The sequence below is a fragment of the Acinetobacter sp. DMC2 genome (assembly GCF_056314305.1).
Genome location: NZ_JBQUYP010000002.1, coordinates 191,022 through 204,140, shown reverse-complemented (window position 1 = coordinate 204,140; position 13,119 = coordinate 191,022). Strand labels below are relative to the sequence as shown.

Genomic DNA, 13,119 nt, shown 5'->3' with positions numbered 1-13,119 from the left:
ATATGAAATAAATAAGGAGAGAGAAGCTAAATGAAAATCTATACACAACGTCTTGAAGATATTTCTCCTGATCAGACATTTGAAACGGTTGAGCTGACTTTTGATACCCGCCAGAAATCACGATTTCGGGCAACTTTATCTAGCGGTATAGATATTGGTGCTGATTTGCCGCGTACCGGAATTTTGCGTAGTGGTTCATACATTGCAACGCAACAGGGCGATGTACTACGTGTCGATGCTAAGCCTGAGCGATTAATGCAAGTTATTGCTCAAACCGACTTTGATTTGCTTAAAGCAGCTTATCACCTTGGTAACCGACATGTGCCATTAATGTTGACGCCTACAGCTTTATATTTTGAACCTGATCATGTGCTTGCAGAAATGGTAGAAGGGTTGGGGCTTACAGTCTCAGAAACTGATCATCCGTTTGAACCTGAAAGTGGTGCCTATGCACAGCATAGTCATGACCACCGTTTAAGCCCAATCAAAGCTTTGCATCATGTCCATTCATAGTGCCGCGCAATTACTTCAATTACTGACACTGTCTTCTACGGCATTGCCAGTTGGAGCATATTGTTATTCACAAGGTGTGGAAACAGCCATTGATATTGGCTTAATACACGATGAAACCTCGGCAATTGCTTATTTCGAAGAAGTGCTGGAAATGCTGTTAGTACGGTTTGAGCTACCAGTATTAAAACGTCTTATGCAATATCATGATGACCAAGATCAGTTTCTGGTTTGGGCAAATTTATATAAGGCGAGTCGAGAAACTAAAGAGCTTTTAGCTGAGTCTCAACAGCTGGCATTTTCTTTAAATGCGTGGATTAGAGATGTTTTAAAAAAACCTGTTGAAGTTAAAAAGCAGTTTGGTTTTGTGCCTGTTTATGCACAACTCTGTGGGCGACTTGGGCTTGCCGACATTGACGTGCTCACAGCTTATACCTTTACCGTTTTAGAAAATCAGGTTCTGGCTGCGGTAAAAACTGTTCCTTTAGGGCAAATGGCCGGACAAAGAATTTTATGGCACTTACATGGTTTAGTGCCCCAAGCTGTGGAAAAAGCCTTGCAACTTGTTGATGAGCAATTGAGTAGCGCTTTACCTCGTTATGCAATGCTGAGTATGAAACATGAAACACAATATTCACGGTTATTCAGATCTTAAGTTTAGGAAAGAAGGATAAAAATCATGACAGAACGTAGTCCATTACGAGTTGGAATTGGCGGACCAGTAGGTTCGGGTAAAACTGCGCTTACACTTAATTTATGTTTAGCCTTGCGTAATAAATACAATATGGCTGTGGTGACAAATGATATTTACACCAAAGAAGATTCAAACTTCTTAACCCGTAATGAGGCGATGTCACCAGATCGTATTGTGGGGGTAGAAACTGGTGGTTGCCCGCATACAGCTATTCGTGAAGATGCTTCAATTAACTTGGCTGCAATTGATGATTTGTGTGAAAAATTCGAAGGATTAGAGCTCATTATCATTGAAAGTGGTGGTGATAATTTGGCAGCGACATTTAGCCCTGAACTTTCTGATTTAACTCTATATGTGATTGACGTGGCTGGTGGTGAAAAAATTCCTCGTAAAGGTGGGCCGGGTATTACCAAGTCAGATTTACTCATTATTAATAAAACTGACCTTGCGCCAATGGTAGGTGCAAATCTTGATGTGATGGATCAAGATGCAAAACGCATGCGCGGAGAAAAGCCATTCTTATTTTCAAACATGAAAACACAAGATGGTCTTGAAGAAATTATCCAATTTATTGAGAAACAAGGGCTATTTAAAGCCTAAGGAGAGATTATGGACTTCATTAAAAAATGGGGCATAGGGCTCCTTGCATTATTGCCAGCACTTACAATGGCACACCCAGGACATGACCATGAACATTCAGGATTCATGGCAGGCTTTATTCATCCCTTTACTGGGTTAGACCATTTAGTCATGGCTTTGGCTTTTGGTGTTCTACTCTGGTCGGCAGCTAAGCAATGGAAAATTGCAGGTGTCATGACTTTGAGTGTTACCCTTATTATTGGCTTTTTAATCGGTGCTCAAGGCTTAGTGCCTGTAAATGTTGCTGAATATGGAATTGTTGTTTCTTTAGTCGTTACAGCAATTGCCTTGTGGACAAAATCAAATCGGATTTTACCTATCGCTGCAGCATTACTTACAAGCTTTCATGGCATAGCGCATGGTGTTGAATTAGCACACTCAGGTCATGTGGTTGCATTAGTAATGGGTATGGTTTCAGCTATGGCTTTAATTTATTGTGGTGGATTAGCATTGGGTGCTGCGCTTACACGATATGTGCCATATGGCAAAAAAATTGTTGGCGCCTGTGCAGCAGTTGTTGCAGTAATTGGTTTAAGTTAATTAAAACCTTGCAAAAAAAGATAGCTTTAGGCTACCTTTTTGGATTTGCAAAATAAAATGTGTGTGCATAAGAATATTTATACTATTTTTACAGCTCTGATTATCTTTTATAGTGGATATGTTCAGGCCTATGATTTTTTTCAATCAGAAAGTGATTCTACTTTACTAAATACAGACCAGTTGTTGGATCAATCAGATTTAAACTTGGAACAAAGGCGGTTAGCCATTGAGCATGATGATGAAGTTAATAACTATAATGTGCTCAAAAATGAGTTTTATTCAAATGAGCGTTGGGTGATTTATAATTATACAGCCTATGATACAGGGCAACTTCAGAATAAAAACATTAATGGCTTAACGAATCATATTAATATTCAAGATTTATCCATTTCAGTTGGGTATGGATTTAATTATAGTGTTAATCCAAGACTGAAAATTGGTTATGAATATATTTCGAGTTTTCCTTATGATCGAGGTCAACTCATACGATTTTTTACGATCTATTTATTCTGAAAATACAAAATTAAAATAATCTAATTCAAATAAATAGATCAGGTAAATTAATTTTTGATAAAAAAACTACATGATTATATCTTCTGATAAAGCCCTGCGTGAACAGTTCCAGCTTTCGTTGTTTTAACTTGTTGCCATGTTGAAGGGAGGAGAAGTTGAGATAAATCTCGATCAGCTTCAACATAAATATACCCATTCTTTTTAATATGGGGTTCTGCCAAGTTCGAAAGTTCTTGCCATAAGTCTAGACTATAAGGTGGATCTAAAAACACAACATCAAACTGTTCTTTTAAACGGGGTAAAGCTTGCTGAGCAGTCGCATTGATTAAATGACAGTTTTTGGCTTTTAATAGCTTAACATTATCTTTTAAGAAACGTGCCTGAGTTTTGTCTGGTTCAATCATATAAACTGACGCAGCACCACGTGACAACGCTTCAAAACCTAATGCGCCAGAGCCTGTGCAAACATCGAGGACATGCGCATTTTGAATATCCCACATGAGCCAGTTAAATAGAGTTTCACGCACTCTGTCTGGCGTTGGGCGTAAGCCCTCAATGCTAGCGAAGGGAAGTACTCGTCTTTTCCATTCGCCACCAATAATGCGTAATTGATTCTTCATTATTCATCGACCTCATTGGTTGCAGGGCGAGCTGGTGTAACCTGTGGTGTTGAGGCTGCGGGTGCAGTTGAAGTAGCGGATGCTGGAGTAGAGCTCGCAACTTCGCCGCCGCTTGATAACTCACCTGGCTTAATTCCAGCGGTCATTAGTCCACCATTGACTTGATGGTTTGCTGGTCGAATTGGGTTTTTCTTACGAGTTAATAACCAGTAATCAAAAATAGGTCTTGCAAGTTGAGCAGCAGAACCACCATGACGACCATTTTCCCAAATTACGGCAATTGCAATTTCTGGCTTATCAGCAGGTGCGAATCCAACGAATAAACCATGGTCAAGTTGGCGTTCGCTCAGGGCTGCTTCATTGTAGCGTTTACCCTGTGCAATACTTTTAACCTGCGCAGTTCCTGTCTTTCCTGCAATTTGATAGAGAGGTGTACGAATGCCTCGACCAGTACCTGATTGAATTACATCAATCATGGCATCGCGCATTTGAATCCAGTCTTCATCTGTTCCGTTGAAGTTGATTTTGCCATCAGGTGCATTACGTACAGTAAATGGTTTTGCACCATGAGTTGCACGTAAAACATGAGGGGTGACATGAGAACCATGATTGGCTGTAATTGCAGTTGCCATAGCAAGTTGTAAAGGTGTAGCTGTAAATGCACCTTGACCAATACTCACAGAAATTGTTTCACCTTTCATCCACTTGGCTTTGCGAGTACGCATTTTCCATTCAGGATTTGGGTAAAGACCTTCACTTTCGCTTGGTAGGTCGACACCTGTTTTTTGACCGAACCCAAATTGACGCATCCATTGGTTCATTTGATCAATACCCATTTGATGGGCAAGAATATAAAAATAGGTGTCACATGACATAATGATGGCTTTATGCATGTTTACGATACCATGACCGGTTTTTTTCCAGTCGCGGAACTTATGTGAATCACCAGGTAAGTGGAAATAGCCTGGGTCAGAAATTGCTGTTGACCAGTTTACAATGCCGTAGTGTAAACCACCCATCGCTTCCATTGGTTTAATGGTAGAACCTGGAGGGTATGCACCTTGTACCGCACGGTTATAAAGCGGTTGATCTAAATTATCCCGTAAAGAACTATAATCTTTATGGTTAATACCCGTCACAAATAAATTAGGGTTGAAGCTGGGGCTAGATACTAAAGCCAGAATTTCACCCGTACGAGGGTCGATAGCAACAATGGCACCACGACGGCCTGCGAGCTGTTGAGATGCAACAACCTGTAAACCATAATCTAAAGATAAATAGAGGTCATTGCCACGAGTAGGATCTTTACGACCTAAATGGCGCAATATGTTACTGTGAGCATCTGCTTCAACAGATTCATAACCTGGTGTTCCGTGCAGCAAATCTTCATAGCTTTTCTCAACGCCAATCTTTCCAATTAAATTGGTCCCAGCATATAAATCTTTATCAATACTTTTTAATTCTTTATCGTTAATACGCCCTACATAACCAATCACATGAGCAAATAACTCACCGTGTGGATAGTAACGAGTCATTTGTGTTTCGATTCTTACGCCGGGAAATTTATATTTAGCTTCACTGAACTTGGCAATATTGGCTTCAGTTAGATTAAGTTTGATTGCGACACGTTCAGTTTTTCGAGCAGTTTTTATACGACTTTTGAAACGGTCAATATCTTCTTGTGTTAGATCTAAAATAGGTTGTAGCTGCTCAACAACACCATCCACATCTTCTACATCTGTTTTACTTAAAGTTGCTGTAAAAACAGGATAATTATCTGCTAATAATACGCCATTTCGATCATAGATATAACCACGAGCAGGTGGAAGTGGTTGCAAGCGAATTCGGTTTTTATCAGATGCTGTAGAAAATTCGTCATAGTGAAAAATTTGCAGATAAGCGTATCGGCTAATCAGCACTAATAAGCAAACGATAACAAGACCTACGGCAAAAAAGATTCGTCCTCGATAAATGCGCTTTTCTTGCTGGATATCTTTTAAAGGAAAGTGCTGCTTCATAAGGATCGACTTAGTGACATAGGGTAGAAAAATAGCTGCTTATTCTAACGCAAGAGCGCTTAAAATATTGCATAATTTTCAAAGTTTCCGTGCATTTCGATAAGATACGTTTTGACTTTGTAGACAACAAAATTGTAGATACTTGTATATAAGAAGCAAAATAATTCTGTTAAAGTCTCTCATTCAATAGAATAGGGTTGTTCTCACCATACGATTAGGGAAAATGGAGAAAATAATGAGAAAAATTTATCCCTTACTTGCAGTTCTGACGGTAAGTAGTTGGGCTCATGCTCAAGACTATTCGTTCCTTCCAGAAGCAAAATTAGCAGGACATACTGCATCTACGTGGAATGTGGGTGCTGGTTTTACACAAAAACTATTACATTTAAACGGCGAATGGGTAAACCCTTATGGTATTGCCTATGCCAAAGTTGGCGCATTTTTGAATGGTGACAAAACTGCTGGTGGCCAAGTCGGGTTTCGATATCCTTACTATCTTACCGGCACAGATAAAAATGGTTACTATATTGGTTTTTATGCTGGGCATCTCGATAGTAAAGAGGTCGATGGTGATTATAAATCCCGTTTAGGCGCTGGTGTCGATTTGGCCTATGTATTGTTGAATTCAGAAAGAATTAGTACTTTTAGCGTGGGTATTGGCGCGGCGGAAAAACTAACTGACCAGAATGGGGCAGTTGCTGCGGATACTAAACCACAAATTCAATTTTCTTATTCTCTAAGTTTTGGTTTATAAAACAAAGCAGTTTATCTTTAACTCGCCATAAGCAGAGCACAAATAAATACGAGAGTCTTACATGTTAGAGTACGTCAGCGGATTGTGGCAGACCTTTTTACACAGACCTGATTTTTGGGCCGTTTTGAGTATCATTCCAGTCACTGCCTTTGTTACATGGGCACACGTGTGGATGGCTTTAAAAATGGTGTTTTACCCAATTAAATTTTGGGGATTCCATTTAGGTCCATTACCCGTAGGTTGGCAAGGTATTGTGCCACGTAAAGCTGGACGTATCTCGGGTATTATTACCGACAATACATTATCTAAGTTAGGTTCATTGCGTGAATTTTTAGAGGCAATGGATCCTGAAGATATGGCACGTATTATTGGTGAGCAGGTTGGATTTGAACTTGAACATCTGATTGATGAAGTCATGATCGATCGTAATGCCGTACTTTGGGAAAATTTACCTTATTCAATTAAACGTCGTATTTATGCTCAGGCGCATAAACAATTACCAGGTGTATTAAGAGAATTAGTGACTGAGCTGACCATGAACGTCGAGTCACTGGTTAATATGCGTGAAATGGTGGTTAGCCAAATGGAAGGTGACCGCCGTTTAATGGTACGTATGTTCTTAAAAGTGGGGCAAAAAGAAATCAACTTTATTTGGCATATTAGTGCTTTAATTGGAATGTTCTTTGGTATTTTCCAAATGATTGTTTGGTTTGTCGTACCTTGGCACTGGACTGTACCGTTTTGGGCTTCAATTTGGGGCTTTTTAACGAACTGGATTGCGATCTGGATGGTATTTAATCCGATTGAACCACATTATATTCGTTACCCACAGATTTTTAGATTAACAAAAGATCGTAAGTTCCCTTGGATTGTACCCGTTCTTCGAATTGGGACTTATAATTTCCAAGGTGCTTTCATGAAGCGTCAAGAGGAAGTCTCTGACGTGTTTTCAAGCGTAGTAACAGAAGATTTAATTACGTTAAAATCGATTATGACCGAAATGATGTATGGGCCGCGTAAAGATAAGACCCGCCGCATTGTGAAGCGTCATATTAACGAAATTATGGAAACACCGTTAGTTCGTACATCTTTACAGCTTTCTTTAGGGCCAAGAGAGTACGCAAGATTAAAGACGGACTTGATTGATCGTTCAATTGAAATTACGATGGGACCCGTATGTGACCCAGCGCTGAACGCAAGCCGGGCACAGAAGATTTTTCAAATGTTTAAAGAGCGTATTCGCGAACTGACACCAAAAGAGTTTCAGAATTTATTGCGTCCTGCATTTCAGGAGGATGAGTGGATTCTTATTGTACTAGGTGGGGTAACCGGATTTATTGCTGGTACAATACATTTGTTTGTGGCTTTCTTATAATTCGACGTCGGGCAGGATCTATTGAAGATTAACGAGACTTTTTCTGCCGGACTTCATATTCATTGTTTTAAATGAGGATGTTTTTTATGCGCATTATTTTACTCGGACCACCTGGGGCAGGCAAAGGGACTCAGGCTCAGTTGATCTGTAAGCGCTACAATGTCCCACAAATTTCAACCGGTGATATGCTCCGTGCTGCAATTCGTGAAGGTACTGAATTAGGTCTAAAAGCTAAAAGTGTAATGGAATCTGGTGGTTTGGTTTCAGATGAACTTATTATCGGTTTAGTAAAAGAACGTATTGCTCAGCCTGACTGTGTAAATGGCTGTATTTTCGATGGTTTCCCACGTACTATTCCACAAGCTGAAGCTTTGGAAAAAGAAGGGATTAGCATTGATCACGTGATTGAAATTGATGTTCCTGACGAAGAAATCGTACAACGTCTTTCTGGTCGTCGTCAGCATCCAGCTTCTGGCCGTGTTTATCATACAGTTTACAATCCACCTAAAGTGGAAGGTAAAGATGATGAAACTGGTGAAGATCTTGTTCAACGTCCAGATGACCAAGAAGAAACAATCCGTAAACGTTTAGCTTCTTATCATACAGAAACTGAGCAATTGGTTGGATTCTATCAAAGCCGTGCCGCATCTGGTGAGAATGCACCGACTTATGACAAGCTTGATGGCTTGCGTACAATTGAAGATGTACAAAAAGATTTGTTCAACATCTTAGACAAATAATTTAATATTGTTTGTGATAATGAGCCCTCTTTGTGAGGGCTCTTTTCTTTCATTTAGTGCAGGAGAACAATATGAAAATCATATTGATTTTGGTGGTATTGCTAAGTCTGGCACTCGTCATATTTTTAAGTTATCAGAGCTATAAAATGCTTAGGCAGGTACAAAAACAAGCAAAAGAAGAGCGTAATGAGAAAAAACGTCTAAAGTAAGATTGACTGGGTATATTACCTATACCCAACCATATTTTTAAGCTTCAATATTTTTAATAGTAATTTGCTTTTGTGCACCAAATTCAAAGCGATCAGGCCAGTTGCAAACATCTGCAACTACACATTCAGCGCATTTAGGTTTACGGGCAATACAACAATAACGACCGTGCAATATAAGCCAGTGATGGGAATCCAAAATAAATTCTTTAGGAATGACCTTAATTAAGCGATGCTCAACTTCAAGTACATTTTTACCTACGGCTAAACCAGTTCGATTTCCCACTCGGAAAATATGGGTATCAACAGCCATAGTCGGTTGTCCAAAAGCTGTATTTAAAACAACATTTGCGGTTTTACGCCCGACACCAGGTAAAGCTTCCAAGTCTTTTCTGTTGCTTGGAACTTCGCCGTTAAATTGTTCCATTAAAATCTTACAGGTTTTAATGACATTTTCGGCTTTAGCGTTGTAAAGGCCAATTGTTTTAATATATTCCTTTAATCCATCTACGCCTAAGTTATAGATTTTTTCGGCGGTATTCGCCACAGGGTAGAGCTTATCTGTTGCTTTATTCACACTCACGTCGGTAGCTTGAGCTGACAACATAACTGCAATAAGTAGCTCAAATGGAGAGGAATATTTTAATTCGGTTTGAGGTGAAGGTCGTTGTTCGCGAAGACGTTCAAAGAAAATTTGAATCTGCTTTTTCGTCATATTCTTGACGGCCATTCAGACCTCCTGTAGTTGCATGAGTTGCTGTTGTAGTTCTTCGAGTTGAAGACGTTTTTTAGCATCTTCACGTACACTTAACTGTTTTTCCAGTTTCTTAATTTGTGTACGAATTTTAGCTAACTCAATTGTAGTTTTAGCATCAGTTGGCACAGTCTCTTTAGATTTCTCAATGAGTTCAATTGAAGGTAATTCATCAAGTGCCTGAGAAAACTGCGCAAACAGTTGAGTATCTATTTCAGCACGTACCACAGGCCCTTTACGGTGACTGCGACGCTTTTCTTCACGCTGAATATGAGCGTAATAACGTTGTCTTAAATCATTTTGCTCTGCAGTACGTTGTTGTTCATTTGGTAAAGCTTGCGTGTCTTCAACCAAATCAATGCAATCTACGGGACATGGTGAAATGCATAACTCACAACCTGTACATAAGTCAGTCAAGATGGTGTGCATGAGCTTACCACTGCCAATAATAGCATCTACAGGGCAAGCACTAATACATTTGGTGCAGCCAATGCATTCATCTTCACGAATAATTGCTTTCATTCGCTGTGGACGACCATCTGTTTGTACAGGCCATACGCTTCTTTCAGCAGTTAATGGAGAGCGATTTAATAGATTTGCGAGTGCATCAGCAACAGGTTGTCCACCTGGAACACATTTATTTGCTTCTTCACCTTCAGCAATCGACTTTGCGTAGGGTAGACATCCATCACGATGTCCACATAGACCACATTGTGTTTGTGGTAATAACGCATCAATCTCGCGTATGAGAGAAATAGATGAATTCATAGTGGGCAAATAGCTTGGTTAAAACGATGCGATAATGAAGAAAAACCTAAGTAAGGTCAATGGATTTTAACGAATTTATCGGGTTTTTAATTGACCTAAAATGTCGCTAATTCTGCACAATAATAGATCAATAAAAGTGAAAAGTTAAATGACTATTTCTGATCTTTGCGTCGTTTTTCTAAAAATAAGTTTTTGATAATTAAGGGTAATAAAATAATTTAAAATAACTATTGTTAAAATTGATGGAAAGGGATTTAATATTTTGCTGCTAAATGATGCATTTAATAATGTATTGCACCAATTTAATTCATTACTATGCTGAGGACCGTGCATTGAAATATAACAACCTGAATGAATTCCTGAATTACGTGCAAGCGCGTGATCCGCATCAACCTGAGTTCTTACAAGCTGTCGAAGAAGTAATGACGAGTTTGTGGCCATTTATTGAAAAAAATCCGGAATATGCAGAGCAGGGTTTGTTAGAACGCTTAGTTGAACCTGAGCGTGTGATTCAATTTCGTGTTTCATGGATGGATGATCAAGGTCAGACTCAAGTTAACCGAGCTTTCCGTGTTCAATACAATTCAGCAATTGGTCCATTCAAGGGTGGAATGCGTTTCCATCCATCGGTCAATCTATCAATTTTAAAATTTTTAGGTTTTGAGCAGACTTTTAAAAACTCCCTTACCACCTTACCAATGGGTGGGGGAAAAGGTGGTTCAGATTTCGATCCTAAAGGCAAATCTGATGCTGAAATTATGCGATTCTGTCAGGCATTAATCATTGAGCTTTATCGCCATTTAGGACCAAATACTGATATTCCTGCGGGAGATATTGGTGTGGGTGCGCGTGAAGTCGGTTATATGGCAGGCATGATGAAAAAGCTGAGTAATGACACCGCTTGTGTCTTTACCGGTAAGGGAATTTCATTTGGTGGTAGCTTAATGCGTCCTGAAGCAACTGGCTATGGTACGGTTTATTTTGCAGAGGAAATGCTCAAAGCACGTGGACAATCTTTTGCTGGTAAAACAGTATCTGTTTCTGGCTCTGGTAACGTTGCACAATATGCAGCAGAGAAGGCCATGTTCTTAGGGGCGAAAGTTGTTACTTTATCTGACTCTAACGGCACGGTTTATGTAAAAAACGGTTTTACAGATGAGCTGCTTGTTGAAGTCATGGAGCTGAAAAACGTTAAACGTGGTCGAATTTCTGAGTTTGCTTCTAAACATGGTTTTGAATATTTTGAAGGAAAAACGCCGTGGCATATTCCTGTCGATATTGCTTTACCATGTGCTACGCAAAATGAATTAACAGGTGAAGATGCTAAAACGCTTATTGCAAATGGCGTAATTTGTGTGGCTGAAGGCGCTAATATGCCATCTACACTTGAAGCAGTTGAACACTTCATCGAAGCTAAAATTTTGTATGCGCCAGGAAAAGCATCTAATGCGGGTGGGGTAGCAACATCTGGTTTAGAAATGTCTCAAAATGCAATTCGTTTAAGCTGGACACATGCTGAAGTCGATGAGCGTCTACATGCAATTATGAAAGACATTCATGCCAATTGTGTAAGATACGGTACTAAAGAAGATGGTACTGTGAACTATGTTGATGGTGCCAATATTGCAGGTTTTGTAAAAGTGGCTGATGCAATGCTTGCTCAAGGTATTTTCTAAAAATAGAAATAAAAAATCCGATGCAAAAGCATCGGATTTTTTTAGTTTAAAAACTTATTTTTTAGGTTTTTTAACTAATTCTTGCTCAACAACCATATCTAATACATCAGCTTGACTAGATTGGTCTGCTGCTGGATTTTTAACTTCAAAACGTTTCACACGTAAAATTACGCGTTGGTCTGGATTGTGTTCAAAACCTTCAATTTGGCCATAATATAATGACCAGTTTTTGTCAGCGTAAGTTTTAACGCCTTTGTCATCATATTTAATTTCACGAACTTGCATACAAGTTTGTGGTGCGACACCAGTACATGATTTAGTTTGTGGAGCAACTTCTAGGAAAACAGTTTTTCCTTCAGATTGATATTTTGCTTCAGGTGTCATTTTACCAGTAAAGGTATATTTTTGACCTTGAGCATCAGATACCGTTAGTGTTGGTTGATCAACGTTTGTGGTATTGAGTTCAAATGGAATCGCACGTTTTTGGAAAAGGCTGCTAGAAAATTGTTCCTGTTTCATTAAAGCAGGTTCACACGCCATCATTGTTGACATTACATCAGCAGTTACGATGGTGTTGTTTTCAACTTTCCAAGTTGTTCCTTGGCGGTTACAGCCTGTTGCGATTGATAAACGGTCGTTGGTGAAGTTAAGAACGATAGGTTTTTTTGTATTTTCAGGTTGATAAGACCAAGAGTAGTCTGTTAAAGCTTGAGTATTCACTGCTTTTTGACCTTGGAAAATATGCTTTTGACCAGTTTTGTCTGTCACGCTTAAAATCACCTGACCATTATTGTTACTAATTTCGATTGGTAATTTTGCGTCACTAAAGATGCTATTCGACAATTGTTCTTGTTTCATTAAATCATCTTGGCAAGCCATCATTGTTGAAACAAGGTTAGATGTAACAAGTTGGTTACCTTCAACTTTCCAAGTACCGCCTTGGCCATTACAACCTGTATTGATTGCTAATTTGCCATCTGCATTAAAGTTAAGGATAAGTGGTTTAGAAGCTTTTACATTTTGATAAGTCCAAGCATATTCACCTAAAGTGGCTGCAAGGTTTTGTTGTTGCTCAGATACAATTGGAGCAGGAGTATTAGTAACTGTTTGACACGCCATCAAAGAAAAAGGTAATAACGCAAGAATTAAATATTTAATTTTCATTTAAAAACTTCAAGTAAAAAAACAACAGCAATAAGCTTAAAACATTCTTAAAAAAAGAAAATGTAAACATTTGATTGTTTCGGTTTTTAAAATGTATAAGTTTGTAAGTTATTCTAATTTTCAACAAAAATAATGATATACCCCGCGA

At 39.0% G+C, this 13,119-nt stretch carries 15 protein-coding genes; 10 read left to right on the top strand and 5 right to left on the bottom strand.

What is annotated here, in order from left to right; all coding sequences use genetic code 11:
• Positions 1-30: 30 nt before the first annotated feature.
• The 5 genes from ureE to ACT53H_RS05290 are packed head-to-tail and all read left to right on the top strand — an operon-like array spanning position 31 to position 2,896.
• Positions 31-513: an urease accessory protein UreE gene (ureE, locus tag ACT53H_RS05310; RefSeq protein ID WP_238611975.1), complete on the top strand. Its 483-nt coding sequence runs from the start codon at positions 31-33 to the stop codon at positions 511-513.
• Entirely contained in the window at positions 500-1,165 is a 666-nt protein-coding gene (locus tag ACT53H_RS05305) for an urease accessory protein UreF (RefSeq protein ID WP_476008807.1), read from the top strand. Before ureE ends, ACT53H_RS05305 begins: the two co-directional genes overlap by 14 nt.
• Positions 1,166-1,189: 24 nt before the next feature.
• Positions 1,190-1,804 (top strand): urease accessory protein UreG, encoded by a 615-nt coding sequence (gene ureG / locus ACT53H_RS05300; protein WP_002117800.1) that lies wholly within the window; start codon positions 1,190-1,192, stop codon positions 1,802-1,804.
• A 9-nt stretch (positions 1,805-1,813) separates the two neighbouring features.
• Positions 1,814-2,383: a HupE/UreJ family protein gene (locus ACT53H_RS05295; RefSeq protein WP_174728296.1), complete on the top strand. Its 570-nt coding sequence runs from the start codon at positions 1,814-1,816 to the stop codon at positions 2,381-2,383.
• 57 nt (positions 2,384-2,440) lie between these two features.
• Positions 2,441-2,896 (top strand): hypothetical protein, encoded by a 456-nt coding sequence (locus ACT53H_RS05290; protein ID WP_034596341.1) that lies wholly within the window; start codon positions 2,441-2,443, stop codon positions 2,894-2,896.
• Positions 2,897-2,970: 74 nt separating this feature from the next.
• Here ACT53H_RS05290 and rsmD read toward each other — a convergent pair whose 3' ends face one another.
• Positions 2,971-3,516 (bottom strand): 16S rRNA (guanine(966)-N(2))-methyltransferase RsmD, encoded by a 546-nt coding sequence (rsmD, locus tag ACT53H_RS05285; RefSeq protein ID WP_476008806.1) that lies wholly within the window; start codon positions 3,514-3,516, stop codon positions 2,971-2,973.
• Complete coding sequence (gene mrdA, locus ACT53H_RS05280; protein WP_476008805.1) at positions 3,516-5,534, bottom strand: penicillin-binding protein 2; 2,019 nt, start codon at positions 5,532-5,534, stop codon at positions 3,516-3,518. The genes rsmD and mrdA overlap by 1 nt, the downstream gene beginning before the upstream one ends.
• A 235-nt stretch (positions 5,535-5,769) precedes the next feature.
• On the opposite strand from mrdA, the gene ACT53H_RS05275 reads away from it, so the two are divergent.
• From ACT53H_RS05275 to ACT53H_RS05260, 4 genes are all read left to right on the top strand, one after another.
• Positions 5,770-6,288 carry a hypothetical protein gene (locus ACT53H_RS05275; RefSeq protein ID WP_004793942.1) on the top strand — a complete coding sequence of 173 codons (519 nt, stop codon included), beginning with the start codon at positions 5,770-5,772 and terminating at the stop codon, positions 6,286-6,288.
• Positions 6,289-6,349: 61 nt separating this feature from the next.
• Positions 6,350-7,663, top strand: a complete 1,314-nt coding sequence (locus ACT53H_RS05270; RefSeq protein ID WP_004793941.1) for a DUF445 domain-containing protein — start codon at positions 6,350-6,352, stop codon at positions 7,661-7,663.
• 86 nt (positions 7,664-7,749) lie between these two features.
• Positions 7,750-8,403 (top strand): adenylate kinase, encoded by a 654-nt coding sequence (gene adk, locus ACT53H_RS05265; protein ID WP_004793940.1) that lies wholly within the window; start codon positions 7,750-7,752, stop codon positions 8,401-8,403.
• Positions 8,404-8,474: 71 nt separating this feature from the next.
• Positions 8,475-8,612, top strand: a complete 138-nt coding sequence (locus ACT53H_RS05260; RefSeq protein ID WP_004793939.1) for a hypothetical protein — start codon at positions 8,475-8,477, stop codon at positions 8,610-8,612.
• Positions 8,613-8,649: 37 nt separating this feature from the next.
• Here the strand turns inward: ACT53H_RS05260 and nth are convergent, their stop codons facing one another.
• Both nth and ACT53H_RS05250 read right to left on the bottom strand, forming a co-directional pair.
• Positions 8,650-9,339 carry an endonuclease III gene (nth, locus tag ACT53H_RS05255; RefSeq protein WP_476008804.1) on the bottom strand — a complete coding sequence of 230 codons (690 nt, stop codon included), beginning with the start codon at positions 9,337-9,339 and terminating at the stop codon, positions 8,650-8,652.
• On the bottom strand, positions 9,340-10,131 hold the full coding sequence (locus tag ACT53H_RS05250) for an RnfABCDGE type electron transport complex subunit B (protein WP_443271658.1): 792 nt from the start codon (positions 10,129-10,131) through the stop codon (positions 9,340-9,342).
• A 272-nt stretch (positions 10,132-10,403) separates the two neighbouring features.
• On the opposite strand from ACT53H_RS05250, the gene gdhA reads away from it, so the two are divergent.
• Positions 10,404-11,807, top strand: coding sequence for an NADP-specific glutamate dehydrogenase (gene gdhA, locus ACT53H_RS05245; RefSeq protein WP_174728305.1), 1,404 nt, complete (start codon positions 10,404-10,406; stop codon positions 11,805-11,807).
• 54 nt (positions 11,808-11,861) lie between these two features.
• Here the strand turns inward: gdhA and ACT53H_RS05240 are convergent, their stop codons facing one another.
• Complete coding sequence (locus tag ACT53H_RS05240) at positions 11,862-12,971, bottom strand: META and DUF4377 domain-containing protein (RefSeq protein WP_004793936.1); 1,110 nt, start codon at positions 12,969-12,971, stop codon at positions 11,862-11,864.
• Positions 12,972-13,119 lie beyond the last annotated feature (148 nt).